This window comes from Paenibacillus sp. FW101-FHT12H11, assembly GCF_058790355.1.
On the sequence record NZ_JBYTCO010000009.1, the window covers coordinates 202,878 to 225,609 of the forward strand.

General features: G+C 46.4%; 16 protein-coding genes. 5 read left to right on the forward strand and 11 right to left on the reverse strand.

Annotated features, from left to right (window positions below; genetic code table 11):
• Positions 1–2: 2 nt before the first annotated feature.
• Positions 3–1,460, forward strand: coding sequence for an S-layer homology domain-containing protein (locus AC3WTJ_RS26995; RefSeq protein WP_492524446.1), 1,458 nt, complete (start codon positions 3–5; stop codon positions 1,458–1,460).
• A 243-nt stretch (positions 1,461–1,703) separates the two neighbouring features.
• Here AC3WTJ_RS26995 and AC3WTJ_RS27000 read toward each other — a convergent pair whose 3' ends face one another.
• The 7 genes from AC3WTJ_RS27000 to AC3WTJ_RS27030 form a co-directional block, all read right to left on the reverse strand.
• Entirely contained in the window at positions 1,704–2,327 is a 624-nt protein-coding gene (locus tag AC3WTJ_RS27000) for an SGNH/GDSL hydrolase family protein (RefSeq protein WP_492524447.1), read from the reverse strand.
• Positions 2,328–2,404: 77 nt separating this feature from the next.
• A complete protein-coding gene (locus AC3WTJ_RS27005) occupies positions 2,405–3,958 on the reverse strand; it encodes an extracellular solute-binding protein (RefSeq protein ID WP_492524448.1) in 1,554 nt (517 codons plus the stop codon).
• Between the two features lie 76 nt (positions 3,959–4,034).
• Entirely contained in the window at positions 4,035–4,910 is an 876-nt protein-coding gene (locus AC3WTJ_RS27010; RefSeq protein ID WP_157319598.1) for a carbohydrate ABC transporter permease, read from the reverse strand.
• A 15-nt stretch (positions 4,911–4,925) separates the two neighbouring features.
• Positions 4,926–5,840, reverse strand: coding sequence for an ABC transporter permease (locus AC3WTJ_RS27015; protein ID WP_492524580.1), 915 nt, complete (start codon positions 5,838–5,840; stop codon positions 4,926–4,928).
• Positions 5,841–6,009: 169 nt separating this feature from the next.
• Entirely contained in the window at positions 6,010–7,836 is a 1,827-nt protein-coding gene (locus tag AC3WTJ_RS27020; protein ID WP_492524449.1) for a cache domain-containing sensor histidine kinase, read from the reverse strand.
• 14 nt (positions 7,837–7,850) lie between these two features.
• Positions 7,851–9,467 (reverse strand): response regulator, encoded by a 1,617-nt coding sequence (locus AC3WTJ_RS27025; RefSeq protein WP_492524450.1) that lies wholly within the window; start codon positions 9,465–9,467, stop codon positions 7,851–7,853.
• A gap of 126 nt (positions 9,468–9,593) precedes the next feature.
• Positions 9,594–10,997: an FAD-dependent oxidoreductase gene (locus tag AC3WTJ_RS27030; protein ID WP_492524451.1), complete on the reverse strand. Its 1,404-nt coding sequence runs from the start codon at positions 10,995–10,997 to the stop codon at positions 9,594–9,596.
• A 117-nt stretch (positions 10,998–11,114) separates the two neighbouring features.
• Between AC3WTJ_RS27030 and AC3WTJ_RS27035 the strand changes: the two genes are divergently transcribed.
• Positions 11,115–12,191, forward strand: a complete 1,077-nt coding sequence (locus AC3WTJ_RS27035) for a LacI family DNA-binding transcriptional regulator (RefSeq protein WP_492524452.1) — start codon at positions 11,115–11,117, stop codon at positions 12,189–12,191.
• Positions 12,192–12,248: 57 nt separating this feature from the next.
• Here AC3WTJ_RS27035 and AC3WTJ_RS27040 read toward each other — a convergent pair whose 3' ends face one another.
• The 4 genes from AC3WTJ_RS27040 to AC3WTJ_RS27055 all read right to left on the reverse strand — a co-directional run bounded on the left by AC3WTJ_RS27040 (position 12,249) and on the right by AC3WTJ_RS27055 (position 19,615).
• Positions 12,249–17,948, reverse strand: a complete 5,700-nt coding sequence (locus AC3WTJ_RS27040; RefSeq protein ID WP_492524453.1) for a cadherin-like beta sandwich domain-containing protein — start codon at positions 17,946–17,948, stop codon at positions 12,249–12,251.
• A gap of 190 nt (positions 17,949–18,138) precedes the next feature.
• On the reverse strand, positions 18,139–18,615 hold the full coding sequence (locus AC3WTJ_RS27045; protein WP_492524454.1) for an NUDIX domain-containing protein: 477 nt from the start codon (positions 18,613–18,615) through the stop codon (positions 18,139–18,141).
• A 35-nt stretch (positions 18,616–18,650) separates the two neighbouring features.
• Entirely contained in the window at positions 18,651–19,067 is a 417-nt protein-coding gene (locus tag AC3WTJ_RS27050; protein WP_492524455.1) for a hypothetical protein, read from the reverse strand.
• 170 nt (positions 19,068–19,237) lie between these two features.
• The gene (locus tag AC3WTJ_RS27055; protein ID WP_492524456.1) at positions 19,238–19,615 is read right to left on the reverse strand and encodes a hypothetical protein; all 378 of its coding nucleotides are present in this window, start codon (positions 19,613–19,615) and stop codon (positions 19,238–19,240) included.
• Between the two features lie 364 nt (positions 19,616–19,979).
• Here AC3WTJ_RS27055 and AC3WTJ_RS27060 point away from each other — a divergent pair, with 364 nt between their 5' ends.
• The 3 genes from AC3WTJ_RS27060 to AC3WTJ_RS27070 all read left to right on the forward strand — a co-directional run bounded on the left by AC3WTJ_RS27060 (position 19,980) and on the right by AC3WTJ_RS27070 (position 22,688).
• Complete coding sequence (locus tag AC3WTJ_RS27060) at positions 19,980–20,489, forward strand: hypothetical protein (RefSeq protein WP_492524457.1); 510 nt, start codon at positions 19,980–19,982, stop codon at positions 20,487–20,489.
• A gap of 13 nt (positions 20,490–20,502) precedes the next feature.
• The gene (locus tag AC3WTJ_RS27065; protein ID WP_492524458.1) at positions 20,503–21,156 is read left to right on the forward strand and encodes a hypothetical protein; all 654 of its coding nucleotides are present in this window, start codon (positions 20,503–20,505) and stop codon (positions 21,154–21,156) included.
• Between the two features lie 554 nt (positions 21,157–21,710).
• Positions 21,711–22,688, forward strand: a complete 978-nt coding sequence (locus tag AC3WTJ_RS27070; protein WP_492524459.1) for a cation diffusion facilitator family transporter — start codon at positions 21,711–21,713, stop codon at positions 22,686–22,688.
• Positions 22,689–22,732: the final 44 nt, after the last annotated feature.

A 22,732-nucleotide genomic window follows, 5' to 3' on the forward strand; every position in this document is an offset into this window, starting at 1 on the left:
TCATGTTGATGCATCTTCAACGAAAGATGATTCCCTTATTGGCTGTCTTTATCTTCGCGATATGTTTCGTGCTGCCAACTCCGCGCGCTCATGCGCAGGTGCAAATGCAATATTTTTTTATCGGAGGCAGTGATCCTTATTTAATTGCCGGCGCAGACATTCCAGTCATCTATAGTGACGACAGAGCCATCGGGACCAAGATAGAGTCCTTCGAAATGTTATATTCCACCGACAATATTAATTGGCATAACGTTCTCGAGTTGAAAAGCCAGTCGATTAGCGCTCAATTCCGTCTCCCGATCGATCCGTCCATCACCTCGGTGAGGATTCGCGTTATGATTCATTATGTCCCGATTCTGGGCTCCGACACGTATTTGGAGCGGACCGAAGGGCCATTCAAAGTCATGCAGCCGGGGGAAACCAGCGATTTCCAAGCTTCCGCCAATGATGACGGTTCGGTAACACTCACCTGGAATGATAACTCCAACATGGAATCTTCCTATGTCATTAAACGCGACGGTCCGGATGGCACGAAATATTTTAATGTGCAAAATACGGCCGGTGATTTCGGGCCTGTGGCCACCGTCGATAAAGCGACGAATAAAAATAAGAATACGTTATATGCCTATACCGTAACACCGGTCATTGACCAATACGCTCTGCCCGACCATGTAATCCCAGGCGTGGAGACGGTCTTCATTTGGAATAAAGCCCCTCGTGACGGCCTGGTTATTGTGGATAAAGTTAATCCTGTCGTTCAAATCCCTGTTCTCGTTGGTAAAAATAAAGTGATTACCAAGGTTCCAGTCATCGACCTCAAGCCTGCCATAGATGTGAAGATCCCTGATGGGATGGGACCGATAAGCAAAGGCGGCACGCAAGGCGACGCCGGTCAGCCGAACATTGAGGCGCTGCTGGAAGAGGCCGTCAAGGGCTCCAGCGACTGGGCCAAAGCTGATCTCAAGCTGGCCATCGCCGCATCGCTCACGACACCATCGGTGCTTGGCAACTATCAGCAGCCTATCACCCGGGAGCAGTTCGCCGGCATCGCCGTGAAGCTCTACGAAGCGCTCAGCAGCAAGCCGGCAGCTGCGGCTGCGCCGAATCCGTTCGCGGATACGGTGAACGTCGACGTGCTGAAGGCGTTCCAGCTCGGCATTGTCACAGGCGTATCCGCGACCAGCTTCTCGCCGGACGCGAGCATTTCACGGCAAGAGCTGTGCGTCATGCTGATGCGCGCTGTGCAGGCGGCGAAGCCTGCCGCCACGCTGAACATCAGCAGCAGCTCCGGCCTTGCCGACAGTGACTTGATCGCGCCTTGGGCGCTGGATGCGGTTCGATTCGCCGTCAACCACGCCATCATGAACGGCGTGGGCGGAGGGCGCATTGACCCGCTGGGCAGCACGACGCGCGAGCAGGCGATCCTCCTCGTCAAACGGACGTTTGACGCTTATAAGTAGACGGGATTGGATTCTCACTCCCGTTAATGTTGCTGCGACGCTGCGACGCTTCAGCCGGAGCAGATGGAAAAACTACCGTTATTCTGCGCTGCATAGGGGCAGGTGGCCGAATAACGGTAGCAGCTCCAGCTAATTCGCCAGCAACAAGCCTTACCTGTTGGATCTGGCGAAATTAGCGATATATATTCCAGTTAAATGGTCAATAAAGGGCAAATTAGAATAAAATAGAATGAGGAATCGGCGCTAAATGCGCTCCAAAAAAGGAATCGCCATAGCAGCAATTCGCTTAAAGCCCTCCTGATTCGGATGCAGGCGATCACTGCTCAAAAAGCCCAGCGTAAAGCGATTAAAGCCGCTTTCCGCGTACAAGTTCAGCACAGGCAGCGCGTACTCGACGCCAATCGCCTGAATCACCTCGACATAGTCGGCTAGACGATGGCCCTCTGCATTCACGGAATCAATGTCGAATCCGTCTTTATCTCTTTGCAGCGGCGTCCACAGATTGAGACGACTCGCCGGATTTTTGCTCAGAATATCCTCCACTAAGGTGACATACGCTCCGTAAAATGTATGAATATCCCGCTCTTCCTTCCGTCCAATCGGTTTATCCAGCCGAAAATCATTCGTGCCCGCGAAGATGGTCACACAATCGTACACGGGCTCCAGCTGCCTGCCGACATGCACAGTCGCGCCGTAATCTCGGTCTCCTCCCGCTGTGAGCGGGCATCCGCTTTTGCCTTCATTCAGGACGGTGGAAAACCCAAGCGCTGAATTGACCAATGGTTGATAACCGCCTGCAGCTGAAATGCTGTCTCCTAACGTGCACCAGCTTTTCCCCTGCCATTTGGGCTGATCTTTTAATCTCACTGCTTTTCCTCCTTGTCTAATAAAAAAGAGAACATGCAGCAAGTAAATGCATGGCACGTTCTCTTCTCATTCCGTTTTTATTTTTTTGCAGTCGCGTACCAATCATTCACTTCTTTGTAGCTGGCATCTCCGCCGGACGATTTGAATTTAGCTTGGAAAGCTTCAATGCCACTGATCGGCTCCGCCCCGAAAATCAGCTTCGTCGTATAGTCTCCCACCATCGTGTTCAATTGTTGGAAGTTTTTCGAGAACTCAGGCAAGTACGGAGCAAGGCCTAATGGATCTTTGATTCTTGTGCTCTCTGGTTGAATCGTGTTCATGAAGTTCCATGCATCGAACAAACGCATATCTTTACGTACACGTGCCTGCCAGTAGGTTGGATAGTTTTTATCATCGGTACCCATCAAGAAATTGTTCGCTTGGTTGCGCTCATCCGTAAAAATCGGTTGAATTGGCGTATAAGCGCCGTCTTTGAATGTGTAGTGCTTACCTTCTTGGCCGATCGCCATTTCTTTAAACGTTGCCGGCTCCAGCTTCGCATTCATCCATTTGATGGCATCTTCCGCATGTTTAGACGCTTTAGGAATGAAGGTAATGCGGTCAAAACCTGTCGCTGCGCTCAAACCGACTTTACCGTCTTTGCCTTTCAGCGCAGGGATATAATTCGCTTTCGCGTTCGGATTATTTTTCACAAGAGCATCGTTAACCACAGGAACATCAGCCCAGTGAATCATGATCATTCCCGCTCTACCGCTTGTAAATTTCTCTTTGGCCGTAGCATCTTTGTTGGCAGCAAACTCCTTATCCAGCAGCCCTTGTTTGAAAAGATCGCTCGCAAACGTCACATATTCTTTGAAAGCAGGGTCCATAATGCGTGGCGTCAGTTTGCCGTTCACATCGTTCCAGAAAAGCGGCATACCGAAAGCGCCAACGATGTTATTAATGAACATGGCTTCACTTTTAATCGTTAATGGAATGTTTTTATCGCCGTTTCCTCCGGGATCTTTCTCTTTAAACGCTTTCAAAACAGCAACTAACTCATCCAATGTTGTCGGTGCTTTCATGCCTACTTTGTCGAGCCAATCCTGTCTCACATACAAACTCTCACCGGCGAAGGAAATCGTTTTGGTAGGAATTGCATATAGTTTACCGTCTACTTTAGCCGCTTCCAGTACGGCCGGATCAACGGATGCTTTAATGTTCGGTCCGAATTTATCAATGAGAGGTCCAAGATCTGTCAAAGCTCCTTTTTTCGCATAATCGGCAAATAGTGCTTTGAAGTCCGTCGTTCCTCCTGTTGTAACAGCATCATAAGGTTCGCCGGAAGCGATAAGAATGTTTAGCTTGTCTGCTGCTTTATCCTGAGGGAGCATATCGTATTGCACTTTGTAGCCTGTTTTCTCTTCCAGGAATTTCGCAACCGGGTACGTGTTGTAATCGTCCTTTTGCCAAATTTGAAGCGATTTTAATTCTGGCTTTGGTCCAGAAGTTGTTGCTGCTGGCGCTGCGCTTGCCGGGGCTGCATTATTGCCTGCCGGCGTATTGCTTTTGGACGAACAAGCAACAAGTGAAGTAACCGATAAGCTTGCTGCAAGTGTTAGAAGCATGACTTTATTGTGTCTTTTTAACATGTGCAAACCTCCCTAGTAATTGTATATACTATATCATTAAACCCTCGACGCTAACATCAAGGGCATTAATGCTCATTCACCCTTTGACAGAGCCGATCAGAACGCCTTTGACAAAATGTTTTTGCAGATACGGATACACTAACAACATCGGAATAATGGACGCGATAACCGTTGCCGCACGAATGCCTTCCGGTGAAACGTTCATCATGTCGTCTACGCTTTTGTTCATGGCACTGGAGCTGTCCGCATCCATCACAATATCGCGCAAGTACAGCTGTAAAGGCTTCAAACCTGCGTCATTGATGTAGAGCATCGGATGGAAATAATCATTCCAAAAGTACACCGCATAGAAAAGCGCGATTGTCGCAATAACAGGAACGCTTAACGGAATAATGATTCTGAACAGAATCGTAAAGTTGCGGGCGCCGTCCATTTTAGCCGATTCTTCCAAGGCTTCCGGCAAGGATTCGTAATAACTTTTGATGACCAGCATGTTAAAGACACTAATCAGGGCCGGCAGCATGATGGACCACAGGTTATTAATCAGATGAAGCTGCTTCATCAACAAGTAGTTCGGTATGATACCACCATTAAACATCATCGTGAAAATGAACAGCAGCATGATGAAGGAAATGCCGGGCAGATGCCTTTTGGACAAGGGGTAAGCAGTTAATGCGGTGATCAGAATCGCCAGAAACGTACCCACTATCGTAATTAGCAGCGAAATCCCGATTGAATGTAAAAATTGGCTGGAGGAAACGACGTATTTCATGGTATCCAGCTGAAAGCCGATCGGAATGATCCCCACTTTACCGGAAACTACGGCTGATTCATCACTAATGGCTTTGGATAAAATATTCGCTAACGGCAGCAAAGTCGCTAAACCGCAGATGATTAACACGAGATAAATGAAGAAGTCCAGCGATCTATCGCCAATCGTTTTTTTGTGCATGACTGTTTTCGCCTCCTACCAGATGCTGCGCTTGATTAACTTTTTGCTCAGTTCGTTGCCCGCTACGATCAGGATGAACCCAACAACGGAGTTGAACAACCCGACCGCTGTACTAAAGCTGTAATCCTGCTGGCCAAGACCTTGCCGGTACACGAACGTGCCGATGACATCGCCGGATGCATAAACGACGGAATTGTACATCGTCAAAATTTGCTCCGTACCCGCCTCAAGCAAGTATCCCAAGCGTAAAATCAAGATCAAAATGATCGTCGGCAAAATGCCGGGCAGCGTAATGTAAAGCATTTGTCGAATACGTCCCGCACCATCAATGGAAGCTGCTTCATACTGCTCTTGCTCGATTCCTGCGATGGCAGCGATAAAGATGATGGCGTTCCATCCGGATTCCTTCCAGCCTGCTGTAAATACAACGACACTACGGAAAAACTGGTTGTCCAGGAAAAACGAGATCGGTTCGCCCCCGAACCATTGGATGACATTGTTCACCAGACCGCCTGTCGGAGACAAAATGTTAATGAACAAGCCCGAGATGATGACCCACGATAAGAAATGCGGGAGGAAAATAATCGTTTGAATCGTCTTTTTGAAAAAGACTTTGCGCACCTCATTCAAGAAAAGCGCAATGATGATCGGGATTGGAAAAAGCAGCACAATCTTATACAAGCTGATCAGCAGCGTGTTGATGAACACCTGATAAAACTCTTCCGAATGAATCAGCTTCTCGAATTGATCCAGCCCTACCCATTTGCTCCCGCTAAATCCGTCGAAAATATTGAAGTCCTGAAAAGCAATCACAATGCCGTACATCGGCGCATATTTGAACAGCAGCAAAAATATCAATCCAGGCACAAGCAACAAGTACATATCAAAATTGCTCAGCATCAGCTTCAGACGGCCACTACCTTTGGCCATTGGCTTGGCGTGAGTTGTTTGCAGCTCGATTTCCGCTCGTGTTGTACGCATGAATGGCTCACCTCCGTGTTCTTATAGGACAATTATATCGGTGGGCACAAATGAAATGTAGATGGTAATATTTCTGTTTCTGGTGCAATCTTATGGTTTTAATACAAAAAAGCCGCCCCTAAGGAGCGACTTCTTTATATGCGATACGCGCCGTAATGGTCGTCCCCTCCCCCAGCGTGGAGTGAATGCACAGCCCGTAGTGATCACCGGCGAACAATTTGATCCTTTCATTGACGTTATACAGTCCGTACGAGCTCCCGGAACCGTCCGATTTCATCGAAGGACGGGGCTGAGTCAGCAGGCTCTGCACGAGCTCCTCGTCCATGCCGATGCCATCGTCCGAGACGGTAAGGAGCAGAACTCCGTCCTCTTTCCTAGCGCCAATGAGGATGGTGCCGGTCTTGCCCTTGGATCTACGAATCCCGTGCAGGAGCGCATTCTCGACAATCGGCTGCAGCGTTAGCTTCGGCATCTCCAAGTCGTCGAGCCCCTCTTCGATGTCGAAGTGCACCTCGAAGCTCTTCGGGAACCGGCTCTGCTGGATTTCCAAATACACTTTAGCCAGATTGAGCTCATCGGTCACACTGACCAGGTCTCTGCCTTTATTGAGACTAAGCCTGAAATATTTGGCCAAGCCATTAATCATATTTGAAATCTCCGGCGCATTATGACCAATGGCGATCCAATTAATAGTATCCAGCGTGTTGTACAAGAAGTGCGGATTAATTTGCGCTTGCAAGGCACGAAGCTGAGCCTCCCGCTCCTGCACTTTGGATTGATAGGTTTCCTCCATCAAACCATGAACTCGGTGGATGAGATGATCCACACTATTTTCAAGCAGCTTAAAGTCGCCACCCGCATTGAATGTACGGTCATCCAAACTTTCAATGCCGCCTCTTTTAATCGTCCGGATAACCGTTTGAATGCGCCGGTTCATGTTGCGAACAATCATTGCCAGAAGAATAAACACGAGCAGAAGAAACAAAATCGTCACGGTCGAAATCGTCGCCACGCCAGAAAATTGGTTCAATGCAACAGCTCGCGAACTGATCTCCGATTGCGGCACTTCGGCAACAAGCTTCCACCCTGTAGAGGCTACCTTTGTATAAATCGCAAATCGCGGATTTTTATCATCAAGCAGACGAACGACGCCTTCATCATGAAGGGCAATTGTGCTCAACGGCTCGCCTTCCAACATTTTTTTTCCAAGCAATGACTTATCCTGATTCGAGATCATCTGGCCATCATCCGCAATTAAATAAATATTGCCATCTTTGGTTAACTTAATTTTATTCAAAATGTCGGTTATCGTTTTTTCCGCCACATCGATCAGCAGCACACCGGAAATTTGGTCGTACTCGTGCAAATCCCGCAGCATGCGGGCAGCGGAGAAAATATAGGCCGGCCCTTGATCGATAAAGGATTCCAGATAAGCGCCCGACCACACGATTGCGCCTCCTGAATTCATGACCTTTTCATACCAAGGCCAGTTCTTCAAACTCTCCTGTGTAAAAAAGTTAACCCGCTCGCCCGTAAACATGCGATCCCCATTGACGAACAAACGAACCCGAAACACATTGGTATTCGTCTCTGCGCTATCGACCAAAATACGCAGCTCTTTCAAGGATTCCAGCTGCTGATCGATCGTGGCTTTACGATTCAAATATTCCGCCAGCTTCGGATTCATAAACAACGTATTGGACGTATCCCGGACCGAATCGAATTGAAAATCCAAGTTGATGCTCGCTTGCTTAAGCGTTTGCAGCATCGTATTCGTAACTTCCTCTTCTAGGATGTGCGAGGATCTCTGGGTATGCATGACAAGCAGAACAGCCGCAGGAATGAGGATAAACAGCACATAGCCTAGCAGCCAATACTTTGCCGCCATCACACCGTTAGTGAGCAGCAGCACATAATTCCAACCATTAATAAGCAGCCGTTTCATCGATGGCACCTTCTTTATATCATCTGGTCACGATATGCGCTCGGGGTAAGTCCGACATATTTTTTGAACAACTTACTGAAGTAGCTGGGGTCGGAGTAACCTACCATAAAACAAACCTCATAAAATTTATTACGGGGATCGCTTAGCAGCTCCTTCGCTTTCTCAATTCTTACCTTGGTCAAAAACTCATTAATTGTCTCGCCCGTCTCCTGCTTAAACAGCAAACACATATACGTAGATGACAAATAGACCTCTTTGGCAATATCCCCAATCTGCAAATTCTCCGCATAGCGCTGCTCGATTAAGGCGTGGATGCGTTCAATGACGTTTTTCGGCTTCCCTTTGCGCTTCTCCTCAATGCTTTCACAGACCTGCAGAAGGTGCTCCTCCACAATTTGACGTAAATCCGCCATGCGCTCCTGTTTAAAAATGCTTTCCCACAAGTCTCTTTCCTTCTTCTCCATGTCGGGTCCGAGCATATTCAGCTCTTGCAAAAGCCGGCTTGTCAGCAAAATTAATTGCAAGCTCACGTTTCGTGCATTTGAGAAGCCTAACCTGCGGTTCTGAGAAAGCGGGATAAATACATCGTCCAATTCGGCATGCAGCGCCGTTTTATCGGATGATTTGACCACCGATATGATACGCTCACCCTGCGCAGCATCAAAACGGTACACGCTTTCATTATCATGTTCCAAATGGTCGATGGAAATAATGCGACTTTTCCCCAAATACCAGCGATGATCCGCAGCTTCCTGCGCCCGATTATACGATTGCGGCAATGCAGCCAACTCGGAAATTCGCTCGCCTACGCCAATTGTGACGCTTATTTTCAGCCACTTCAGTAAGCTATCCCGAATGTCTTCCGCCATACCAAGAAGCATCTCCTCCTGGGTATCCTCCTCGCCCATCCTCAGAATGCCGACATATTCGCCATTGCGATTTTCGAACACATATCCCTGCATATATTTCCCGATAATTTCCTGAATAATATTTAAAATCGAATAAGCCAACAGCTGCTGATCCCTCTCGGAGCGTGTCGCGACAACTTGATCGCTATCATCGATTTTCACAACAATCGTCCAATAAACCGCATCGCTAGGCAGCACGAGCCCAAGAAAATCAAGCCGATCTTTGATCCTGCCCGAATGCGGGATACCGTCCCGAATTAATGACATCAGAAACTTTTCACGCAGCAAAGGCATGCTTTGGGTCAGTTTTGCCTGCATATCAACGATATAAGTACGTTCTTGCTCCGCTTCCTTGAGTTCATTGACGACCCGTTCGACAACTGCGGCCAGTTCCAGCCTATCGACAGGTTTAAAAATATAGTCCACCGCATTGACCTTAAGCGCCGATTTCAAATAATCCGCATCGTCATGCCCGCTTACGAACACAATTTTCATCAGCGGAAAACGCGCTTTAATCGCATGGGAAAGACGAATCCCATCCATCTGCGGCATACGAACATCCGTCAAAACAATATCCGGCTTGAGGCTCTCAATCACTTCCAGACCTACGTCTCCATCATCCGCTTCGCCAACAACTTCAATGCCATATTTCTCCCAATCAAAATAAGACATTAATCCGTGCCTCACCGTAGGTTCATCATCTACAATTACGAGTCGAAACATGTTGTATGCGCCTCCCTTACCCAGTGATTCTAGTATACTTGCTAGCTGCCGTCTTCGAAATAGACTGTGATCAAAAAAAATCGCCCCCGCTGCCAAAGGCAGGTCTGGGACGATCTTCTCTTCGATTTAATTACTTTCCTCGTCGTATTCAATGTGACCGGAGGCCACCGTAACAGCTTCTACTTTTCCAGGATTTTCGCCAAGCCAAGCCCCCTGCTCTACCAACCTGCGCTGAAGCTCCGGAATGTTCACCTCACGGAAACCGGCGCCTGTCACGCTCGCCATGGCCGCAGCCGTACCGGCGGCTTGCCCCATGGCAAAGCAGTTCGGCATTACGCGCAGCGAGCCTTGTACGGGACGGTCCGACGAAACAGAACGTCCTGCAACGATAAGGTTGGATTTGCCCTGTGGCAGCATGCATCGGTATGGAACACCGTGTGATTTACCTTTTGGCAAATGTTTGATAACCATGGTACTGCTGGCATTGGCAAGGTGAATATCGATAAAGTACGCATTACGCGCAATATCATCCTCAAACGTCCGCATAGAGATGAAATCATCCACGACAAGCGTGTAGTCCCCAGCTATGCGGCGTGTTTCCCTAATCCCGATTTGATCGCCGGAGTGCACGAGATGAATATTTTCGAACCCTGGCACATACTTGCGCAGGAATTTAATTTGTACATCGATCAGTTTGCGCCCTTCAATAGCCGCATGCGTCAAATCTTCCGCGCTCGTACCATCGATGCCGAAAATATGCCCAAAATTAAAGCCCGCAATCGAATCGGTAATCCATGCGATTCCGGATACGCGCTTGCGGCCTTCCGGGAGATCTCCGTTTTGCTGCGCTTCCACGATGGTTTTGTCGAGCTGCTTGGATTGCCCCGACTCCTGACAGAACTGATCGAAACGCGCTTTATCCGCTCCCGTTACGAGATAACACATCGTTCCCGGCTGCAGCTCGCCATTGTCCCCGCCCGTCTGGAACGGTACACCGGCTAACGCCGCCAAATCCGCGTCCCCGCTCGCATCAATGTACAGCTTAGCTTGAACGACCGAACGTCCCGATTTGTTGCTGATTACGAGTCCGCTGATACGGTCTCCTTCCAGCAGCACTTGGTCAGCAACGGTGTGGAACAAGATTTTGGCACCGCTTTCCAAAACCTGCTGATCATACACACGCTTCAGCGTTTCAACATCGATAGGCACCCAGTCCAACTGCTCCTTATAACGCTCGTGAAACGCATCCCCTGCTGCCTGCTTCATCTCGTTCAGAAGATCCAGACCAATTCCGCGTATGATCGGCTTTTCGCCATCCGAGTATGGGCAAAATGCAGGTACCAATGCTGCCGTACCCATGCCGCCCAAATATCCCCGCTGCTCGATCAGCAGTGTGTCTGCGCCGTTGCGTGCCGCTGCCATGGCTGCGGCAACACCCGATGCTCCGCCTCCGACAACGACGACGTCCGGTGTATAGGAAATTGGAAGTTCAGACGAAATTGTAATGGTTTGAGCCGTTTGTTTAGCCATTTGTTCTACCTCCATAGGATCTGATACCTTCATTATAGTCCGACCGGAAAGTGAAACTAGTTTAATTTTAGTTTAATCAAAAAAACGATCATGGTACGATAGAAATCAAGATACAGCATGCCAACTGTGAGGTGGAATCACGTGCCAATACGCAAAGACGTAACACAGAAAACAATCGCCAAAGAGCTCGGAGTCACCGTACAAACCGTCTCCAAAGCATTAAAAGGCAAACCCGGCATGTCCGAGACGACCCGCCAGCTAATCCTCGAAACGATGGAGCAGCGAGGGTATTTTACCAAGGATCAAATTCGCAGCCTGCGCGCCGAGCACATCTCACCTTACCCTGTGGAAAAAATGAGATTCCTGCTTGTGCAAACAGAGGCATCCTTGAACTATCATGCGCGTTTGATCGGCGGCTTGCAGGATCGGTTCGCCTCCTTCGGCCACCACATCGAAGTTTGTATGCTGCCGACTTCCATTCGAAGCAGCGAGATGTCCGACTGGCTGGAGGAGCATGGCATTGCCTACACCGATGGCATCTTCATTGCGCCCAGCCTGACGCCCAAATCTTGGGAGGATGAGCTTCTGAAGCTGCCGATCCCCAAAATTCTGCTGAGCTATCCACCGCTCGGCACCAAAGTAGACAGCGTCATCTGGGACATCTATGAAGCGACTTTCCAAGCCGTTGCCTACCTGCGGTCCATCGGGCATGTCCGGATCATGTATGTTGGCGATACGCATCAACAACGTGGGTTCATTCTGCGCTGGCAGGCCTTCCAGCATGCCATGAATGAATTTGAGGCGGCGATCGATCCCCGCCAGCATTCCATCGATGCGCGGAGTACGAATCCGCATTGGCTGGATGACCTGCGCGCCAAGCTGCTTCGCAGCGCGCCTACCGCCTTGATTTGCGGCGTCGACGGCGAGGTTCCGGCTGTGTATCAGCTCTGCACCGAGCTGGGGCTGCGCATCCCCGAGGACATCTCCCTCATCGGCATGCTCAATGAGCAGCCCGCTTCCTTGCCGGAGTTCACCCGGCCGCTGCTGTCCGTTCGCGAAACCGGCTACCGGGCAGCCGATCGCATGCTTTGGCGTATCGCGAATCCCACGCTGCCGTGTGAGCATATTCGCATTCAGGGGGAGCTGTGGATTGGGCGGACGACGGCTGAGAATCTGGGATCTACTACTGCATAACAAAAAGGCTGTCCCCAAAGTCGTGAATGACCAGGGACAGCCTCTTTTAAGTTCATGCTATTTGTTCTTTTTTTCCAACGCTTTTAACAAAACCACAACTGACTCGGCTCTTGTTGCGTTAGCTTGCGGAGCAAACGTATTTTTGTCTCTGCCTTGCACAATACCCGCTTGCTTCACGAAAGCAACGCTGCCTTTGGCCCATGCCGGGATCGTCTCGTCATCCGAGAAGCCCGTAGCTGCGCCTGCAGTCGTGGATGCCCCCATCGCATTTGCGATAATGACGGCCATTTCGGCACGTGTGATTAGGGCATCCGGGCGGAAGCTGCCATCTTCATAGCCGTGAATGATGCCTGCTTTGAGCGCTTTTCCGATAGCTTGCTCTGCCCATGCTCCGATTTTGGTATTGTCTGTGAAGGTTAGTTGCGCTCCCTCGCCTTGCAGTTTCAACGCATTCATGAGCATTACCGCGAATTCAGCACGAGTTACTGCCCCATTCGGTTTAAACGTGCCATCCGGATAACCGCTGACGATGCCTCCGTTAACCGCATTTTGAATGCTAACTTCTGCCCAATGTCCTGTAATATCCCGGAAAGCTGGGGTGCCCGCAGGCTCCTTGGTTGGTTCGGTTGGTCCGACAGCGAATACCGCAAATTTCGTAAAATGATTCACCGCTACAGTAATTCGATCCCCATTCACAGTGCCCCCAGCGACTTCCACCCACTGCTTCTGTACTTCGTCATAATAGAAGACAGTTGGTCTTTGATCTTTTTGAACAGCCGATGGGTTAAAAGCGAAGCTCAATGTGACCGGTTTACTGAAGTTCTCCGAGAAGTTTTTCAAAATCTCAAAAATAGGGCTCACAAGAATCTCTTTACCCGTAATTAGATTTTGAGTGTTTACTAATTTTTCAATCGATAATTTCAGTTCTTTCATAATCGCTCCGGCAGGAATAGAAATGGTAATGGAATCACCTAAACTAACTACTCCTGATTGGCCTACTTGAAGCGTTAATTGACCGTTTGTTGCAGTGACAGAAGTAGGGGTAGCTGGTGATGGACTTCCATCATCATCACTACTACTATCATTATCTTGGGAAGCGCGATTTACGTTAATTGTATAAATCTTCGATGTCCCGTCCTGCGCTGTTACGATAATCGTAATCGTGTTTGCCCCGACAGTTAAATTGATAATTCCACTAGCTTGACCATTTAAGACTTCTGTCCCGTTAATAGTCATCGTCGAATGGCTATCAGCCAAAGTGCCTGTTACCGTAAGACTGGATACCGCATTTGCTACATTGGACGTGTAACTCGTTTGCCCGGATGCAAATGCCGGCGTCAGCGCTCCGTTTGAAAGCGTTAAGCTGCTCAAATCCGCATTCTCACTTAAAATAGGCGCACGTTCAACAGTTAGGCTATACGTATTATTTGTCGTACCATCCTGCGCAGTTACTACAATGCTAATCGTGTTAGAACCAACGTTCAAATTGCTAGCGCTGTAAGTATAAACATTGCCTGTTACAGAGGAATAGGTTGCCCCCGTTACAGTCATCGTTTCACTAGGCTCAGCCTTTTCTAAAAACATGTTGAGACCTGAAACCGTATTAAGCACTTCCACTTGATAATGAAGCTGTGAGTTCGAGAAATCCGGTGTTAACTTCCCTTGATCGACCGACAAGTTTGCAAGTAATGCATTGTTGCTAATTCTCGTTACATCGATCGTGTAGGTTTTCGTTGTGTGATTCACAGCTGTTACAACAATTTCAATGTGATTCACGCCAACATGAAGCGCAATATCCGCACTTGCCTGACCGCTTACTACCGTTTGGCCTTTTACAGTTACACTCGCGCCAGCGTCCGCTGTTGTTGGGGTAACCGTCATGGTCTCAACGTTATTGGCTAAGCTTAACGTGTAATTCGTCGTGCCAGCTGCAAAAATCTCATTCAAGCTTCCACGGCTAACACCCAAAGCACTTAAATCAGCATTTGAACTTAGCTCACGGGTAACCTTAACCGTTAAGGATGCTGATGAATTGCCAATCGCGTCCGTTGCTACGATCTTAATATCATTGTCGCCCAGTGCCAGCTTCGACAAATCAATAGGCAGGATCGCTTTGCCGCCAACTGCTGTTACATACGTTCCAGACTGTAGGACATTCGTATTGCCGACCATCGCCGTGACATTTGCACCAGCTTCGGTATCAACGATGATGTTGAAGTTATCCGTTTGTGCTGTATTATTCTTGTCTGCTGACCCATCTTCGACGGGTACAGCCGGCGGTGACGTGTCCTTGGTTACAGGTACTGTCAATGTGCCGGAAGCAGCCCCCATACCATCTGTCACAACAATTTCAATGTTGTTTAGGCCTTCTGTAAGTTGCGAGAGATTAATGGGCAGTGTTGCTTTGCCGCTTACAGCTGTCACACTCATTCCCGATTCTAGAACATTAGTGCCGCCAACTTTCGCTGTCACCGCTGCCCCTGATTCTGCATTCAAGATGATGCTGAAGTTTGCATTCTGGGTCGTGCCTGCTTTCGGCGCTGTCCCATCTTCTGTTGGAGTACTTGGCGCAGTCGTATCTATCGCTACCGCAACGGTCAAAGCATTAGAAACATTACCTATCGCATCTGTTGCGACAACTTCAATCACGTTAGGCCCTTCAGCAAGCTTGGTAAAATCAATAGGCAGCGTCGCTTTCCCGCCAACAGCCGTTACACTTGTTCCCGACTGGAGGACGTTCGCGCCTCCTACTTTCGCTGTCACTGCTGAACCCGCTTCCGCATTTACAAAAATGCTGAAATTCGCGTTCTGCGTCGTTCCCGCTTTGTTGGCCGTTCCGTCTTCCGTTGGAACATTGGGTGGACTCGTATCCTTATTGACAGCAATCGTCAAGGCAGTTGAGGTATTACCAACAGTATCTTTCGCTTCAATTGTGATACTGTTCGGTCCTTCCGCCAGCTTCGTTACATCAATCGGCAGATCGGCTTTATTACTCGCCGCCGTTACTTCCGAACCAGACTGCAGCACATTCGTACTTCCCGCTTTCGCAGTCACCTTGGCCCCATTCTCTGCGGTTACGATGATATCGAAATTGGTATTCTGCGTCGTGTTGGCTTTGTCTGCTGACCCGTCTTCAAGCGGTTTGTTCGGCGCTATCGTATCTTTCGTGACGGGTACCGTCAACGTTCCGGATGCGTTTCCTGCTGCGTCCGTTACAACAACGGCGATCTGATTGGCGTTTTCAGTAAGCTTCGCCAGATTAATCGGCAGCGTTGCTTTACCGTTAGCCGCTTTAACATCAGTCCCAGCTTGAAGCACATTCGTAGCGCCAACTAGCGCCGTCACCTTAGCATCGGTTTCGGCATTGACGACAATATTGAAATTCGTATTCTGCGTCGTTCCTGCTTTATCCGCCGTTCCGTCTTCGGTAGGTGTAAGAGGTGCAATCATGTCTTTCGTGAGTGTAACCGTTAATTCTTCGGAGAAATTGTCCGTTCCAACGGTAAAAGCAATCACAATATTGTTAATGCCTTCTGTTAGCTTCTTGATGTCAATGGGCAGCGCTGCTTTACCGTTTGCAACCACGGTTACATTTGTTCCTGTCCGTAAAACGTCTGCACCTGCCACTTGCGCTGTCACAACCGCTCCATTTACAGCATTATTCACATTGATGTCGAAATTCGCATTTTGCGCAGTTCCCACCTTGTTGGCCGTTCCATCCTCAGTTGGAGCTTTATAGATCACTATAGGATTCGAAGCATCCGTCTGCTGCCCGTCTTTGTAGTTAACCGTATTTCCTTTTGCCTTTACTTTAAACGTATACTTGCCCGGGCCTGCTGAACGCATAGCACTCAGGAAATCTGCACTTAGCGTACTGGCACTCGTCAAAACTACGCTGCCCCACACCGAATCATTGCGGTATAGCTGCACTTCATAGCCTACTGCGCCTGCTACTGCATTCCAAGTGGCGATTCCGTCTTTTGACAGTTTCACGGTTGTCGCCTGACCTAAAGCAGCGGATGTGTTTGTTACTTTTACTGCAAACGTCTGCGATGCTCCATTACTCGAATGAAAAGTAAACGTCTGCCATCCTTCAGCCAGTTGAGTCAAAAACTCTTTTTTCAGCGTTACAACACTACCTGACACCGTAAAATCAGTACCTTGGTTCAGTGTCGTGCCTCTGTTGCTGACAGTGATGCTCTTGAGTGTATTCGTCAAAGTCACCGGAATGTCCGCTTGCTGCATCATATTGATGTTGAAGAAAGCAGCGGACGGAACCGCAGTAGAGGCAACTACATGCCAACTATCCCCACTATCTGTCGACTCTAGATAAGTGTCATAATCTCCAACGGCATAGAATTTCCCATTCGTATAGGAAACGAACTGCAGGGCGTTATAATTATCCGTATCTTCTCTAACGGGTGGTAACCAAGTCACTCCATTATTCGTTGACTTATAGATCGTACCAATCTCGTCAACTGCAATCAGCACACTATTCCCATAGGCAACCGAAGTAAGTTTGTAATCCGAAATCGCCGTGGGATTTACCGTCCAACTCGTGCCATCGCTTGATGTAACAACCGTTCCCGAATTGCCGACAGCAACATACTTGCCATTAAAATAAATAATGGAAGTCATCGCAGGAACCAAGTTCAAATTAACCTTGGACCAATTAATGCCGTCTGTTGACCCTTTAATGAAGCCATCATTTCCATTTCGCCCAACGGCAAGATAGCGAGTTCCATCATAGATCACATTGGCAAATGACCCGCCATAAGGATATTGCCAATTCGCGCCATCGGTGGAAACAACAATGCCATCATTGCCAAGCTGCATAAACACGCCATTCGCGTAGAAGGCATTTTGAGATGTCATCGTGGAGCCTTTAGGTTGTTGTTGAAAAGTAGTACCAGTTGCATCCGTCGACTTAAAAATACCGCCATAAGATGTCCCGTCATAGCCAAATAAGTAATATTTGGAATTTACATTGTCATATAAGCCTCCAAATATTTGGCTCGATGTGTTGCCTGCTGCTCTGAATGGACCAGACCAGGTAGTCCCATCAAGGGAGGTATAACTTGATCCCAAAGCGTCATTGGCATAGAAGCGATTGTTAAGACTCAGCACAGAATTAATAAAAAATGAACCCGAAAGCTTCGTATGCTTAGTCCAAGTACTTCCATCTGTAGACGTATGTACATAACCGCCAGAATCACCAATAACGATCGCTGTGTTGCTGACCGCTATGGAAGTCAAATTATTGCTCGTCCCGATCGTCATCGACGACCAAGTTTTGCCGTCAGATGAGGTAATCACCTTGCCACCCGTCGTAACCGCGAAAAACTTGTTGATCCCGTTTTGCACATAAGCAACTCTATCAATTCTGCTCGATATCGTAGAATCGCGTTGCGTCCATTCTGTTCCGTCCGGAGACGTCATGACCGTCCCTTGATCCCCGACAGCAACGAATTGATTACCGCCGTAAGCAACGCTGGTATAGGTCACATCCAGGAGTGATCTATCCGCGGCTATTTGCCAATCGAACCCATCGGTTGACTTCAAAATCTTGCCGTAGTAGCCCACCGCCACATACACATTACTTCCAAAAGCGGCGCCTGTTATAGGCTCGTTCGGAATTACGCTGTGCTGGTCGCCTGGCTGCTGAGTTGCTGCCATTGTCTTTTGCCCCAGCATCGTTCCAAAAACGAGCAAGAAACAAATGAGCATAATGCCTGCTCTTTGTAGATTTTTTAACAAATTATCCCTCCTCAACGATCTGTCAATTATAGAATGCATGACCAGTAAAGCTTATCATACGGATTTCTATTTTCACATGATAATAAGATTAAAATGATTGCATTATTTCCACTAGAAACATAGATTGTCAAATATTATTCGCAATTAAAAAAACCGAGCATGGGTATGCATCGGCGGCTTTTGATCAGTATCAATTTATCGCAAGTTTGTACTCTTCTATCAGTTCAATATTTCTCTTCCGATCCTTCGCGTAATCCTTAATCATCTGCTTAATATTCGGATAGAGCACTATGCTGTCCAGCTCAGAAAATGAAACCCATCTGACACCCGTTTGGTTCTCATCGGGATTCGCTGGTAGAGACGGCCTGGAACCTTCTCTGATCTGGCAATCAAACATCAAACTTAAGCAGTGCGGCGAATTGCTTTCATACGTTGTAATTAAATGCGGAACATGTTCGGAAACGAAAGCAAGCGGCCCTACTTCTACATCCACAGCAGCTTCTTCCAAAGCCTCTCGCTTCACTGCTTCTATGACGGACTCCCCAGCCTCCACGCCACCAGCCGGAAGATTGTAATGAATCCCGTTTTTATCCTCAAATTGTATAAGCAGAACCGCATCATTTTCGATAATAAGCGCACACGCTCTTACCCGGATTGGATAAGTCAATCTAATCATCGCCTTTCAATAGGTATCGTACACAGCTACTGCAGAACTTGATTTTCAGGTAAATGAAAGACGGAGATGACCCCCTGAATGTGATAAGCAACCTTCTCCTCTGTTACAAAACACAGAACCGCACTCGTCGGCCGATCGCGAACAGCAATCATGGTCATCCCCAAGACTTCAGCATTCAAACGCACAATATAGTGAAACTTCGTCGTTCCGTCGATGCTTAATGCTTCAATCGTATGTTGAGCAATTTTGATATCCTGCTCGCTTAACCCTTTTTCGAAAATGGACGAAATATCGTGCAATAAATCGGGGAACTCATCTATTTCAACCCTTGTCCCGGCGACTGCTTCATCCTCTAGCATATCAGGATTTCCAGATAATTGCAGTACGTTATTTTTGAATCCGGACATTGCCATGTAGATCTTCGTGAAAAATGAAGTTAGCATAATGGATTGCCCCTCCCGTTTGATGAGTGCAACTTTGTTAAGCGTACGTCTCGCGGCTAATTTGGAACAGTATTAGATATATTGTTTGGACATCAAAAAAAGCCCACCTACGGGCTTTTTTTGTTGAGCTTTTAGATTATCATAAGCTTATTCATTTAAACAAATGACTATCATTTTAAGTATTCTTCAATTCGATTTGAAACTTTATAATACTTATTGTTTTCACTTGCAAACAAATATCCCTCACCTATATAGAAAAATATTGCATTATCCTCAATAAAGTTAATCAAACTGGTGTTTTCAGCTACTTCTGCCTTTATCCCTTTTGCACGCTCTGGAGTTTCAGTTTCTACTGCTTCTTGTAATATTTTCTTTATTGCCTTTACTTGATTCTCATCTTCAATTTTAGTCTTAACTTCTTCACCATTTTTCATTGTTTTGATTTCTATCGCGCTGGATTTCTCAAGTTTACTAAAATGCTGGGTGCCATTGCATCCACTCATCACAAAAATTAACAAGAACAACAAGTAAAAAGTTTTTACCATCATCTCACACCTCCAGTTATATTTATTCAACGCTGAGCAATCATTATTCCCAAAAGTAAACTTATAGTTCTAGATACCTAAAATATAGTAATATATTACCAATTTTAATCAAAACCGAAACCTAATTATTTCCATTTCGTCTAACTATATGAAAAACAGATATTGATTACTTATTGGAGTGAGAAAATCAATATCCTTTTCAATTGGCGTAATCTTCTCTATTACAGGATAAGACTACAATTTTATTTTAGCAACAATTTCCTTAACTTGAAAAGATTAATTTAATCGCCCTGAAAGGATGTCTTATAGGCAAGATATAGTTTTATTTTTAGTGCGTAGATAACTATTTTTATTAGGAGGAAGAGAAATGAAAAAGAAAATATCAGCGATTTTATTCACTCTTACAATTCTTGGAGCTAGTTCAATAACTTCCAATACTATTTATGCATCGGAGGTTTCAAACTTTTCTGACACAGATACTATTAATTCTTATCGTATTTCCAGCTCAGGTTATATTTATACTCCAGTAGCGTTAACTGCCCAAGCGCTCTTTAATTGGGATTACAGTTCCACAAATGTCGTACAAATAAACCGTCAAGATTTAATCGCAAGTGCTTTATCGCAATACTGGTCTTCTTTTCCAAATGGGAACATGAGTGTTGGTACTTTGAAACTGAGGGGAACAACCCAAAGCTTACCTAATGTAGGGTCATATATTTATAACCCTAACTACAGCCAAACTGGTAGATACAATAATGGAAGTAGTGGCACATGGTATACTCCCGACTCATCCGCATCATTTGGAAATGTAGTATATAACACAGGTTCTGGTGGTTACCAATTAAATACTACCGCTCAAGTTGATTTTAACTGGTAAAGGAGAGACAAACATGAAAAAAATAATTTCTGTATTTGCTGTTGTTGTTGCAATTGGAACATTTGCCGTTTCTACATCCTTTGCAGGAGATAAAAATACGCCTACCTTCGCAACATTGAAAAGTGATTTAAAAAATGCAAACGAATTAAAAAATGTAAACCTTCTTCAAGTAGGTGACAAAATAATCACAAATAAAGACTTGGAAAAATTCAAGGCTTTCAAAAAATCGGAATTAGCTCTCAAAAACGAGAACCAAGAACTATCTGAAGCTGACCTATATAAAGAGTTAATTCTCGAGGAACTTTTAAAGCAAAAAATCAAGGAAGAAAATATTAATGTTACAATTGATGAAGCAATTAAACACACAATTCAAATGCGCGAACTCCTAAGCAAACAACCACAAGATGTACAAGACTTCCAAAAGAAAGTCATTGAAACCACTGGACTTGATGAACAAACATATTGGGGCCAGTTTGCTCCAAAACAGTATCAAGAAGAACTCGGAAAACAGAAGTTGGTGGATAAACTTGTAGAGAAGAAGATTATTAACAATCCAAAAGATTTCAATCAATTTGGTGTAGAATACAATAAATTTCTGGAAAAACTCTACGAAGAAGCAAAAAACAACAAAATCATTAAACTCGATACTTCAATTACATTAAAATAATTGTTCAGAGAGAATAGGTGTACAACCTATTCTCTTATTTTCCTCTGTTATCTTGATAGCAGCTAGAAATTCATTTCGAAAACTAAATCACTTCAAATGATACTGAATACCCGTTTTATTATACAACTAGCTTCGGAAGCCCTTTTTTTAACAAAGGTTACTTCCTTATAAAAAAGGAACCCAGCCAACGGGGCCGGGTTCAAAAAGTTTATATTAAAAAGGGGGTCTTGGTTATTATATTACCCTCCAAACATTATGGAACCATAACAGGAATATTTCATTTATGTTACAAAATAGAAAACGCTTTATTCTTTTCCTCTTCAAGCACTTCTATAACGTTTTTTTAGGTTTCTATACGATTTACACGCTTCTATACGTTTCCACACACTGTTACACGCCTCTAAACGCCGCTACACCCTCCACCTCCTCATTTTGTAGACTTCTCAGAATTTGTGTTTAATCTGTAAATCGCCCAAAAAGGGTTGCACCTTTCGCCTTCCTAGCATATAATAGTAATAATTAAATTAGAATTATTATAAATAAGGAGGGACCGTATGAATACCGAATACGACTACCACCATCTTCGTCACGTAAAAAAACAAACAAAATCCAGAAAAACATTGTGGGTAACCCTTCTGCTAACTGCCTTTTTCACCATTGTAGAAATCGTCGGCGGAGTGCTCTCCAATTCGCTCGCACTGCTCTCGGATTCAGCCCATATGATCTCGGACGTCATCGCTCTGGGCTTAAGCATGATTGCCATTCACCTCGCAACCCGACAGCCGAATGCCCGATTCACGTTCGGGTTCCTGCGGTTCGAGATCATCGCTTCATTCCTAAACGGCCTCGCCCTCTGCGTGATCGCCTTAGGAATCTTCATTGAGGGCATTCAGCGCATGATTCATCCTCAGCCGATCCAGCTTGGCCTCATGTTAGGGATTGCATCAATCGGTTTCATCGTCAACCTGGTGCTCACCTTGGTGCTCCACAACAGCGTGAAGGAAGAAGATAATCTGAATGTCAAAAGCGCCCTCTGGCACTTTTTTGGCGATTTGCTCAGCTCGGTTGGCGTCATCGTATCCTCCATTATTATTTATTACTCTGGCTTGCTCATCTTCGACCCACTCATCTCCATGGTGATTGGCGGCATTATTTTCATCGGCGGCAGCAAAATCATTCGTGAATCGTACCTGATTCTCATGGAGTCCGTGCCGGAGCGTTATAACCTGGACGAAATTTGCAAGCAGATTGCCTCTGTCGAAGGCGTAGAGGATGTGCATGAAATGCATCTTTGGGCCGTTTCGACGGACCATTATTCTTTAACAGCTCACGTGTTCATCAGTCCGAACATTCAACCGTTCTGCGTCATTCTGGCCATCAATGAAACGCTCAAAAGCAAATACGGCATCGAGCATGCCACGATTCAAATTGAGCATGCCGAAATCAATCCGCACGGGGAGTACGGTAAAGCTTTCTTGAAGCATCAAAACCGTTTGAACTCAGCTTCCAACAGCTCCCTACCACTCCTTTAATCCAAAAAAAGATAAGACCATCGATCTCTCACCCAAGTGATCCA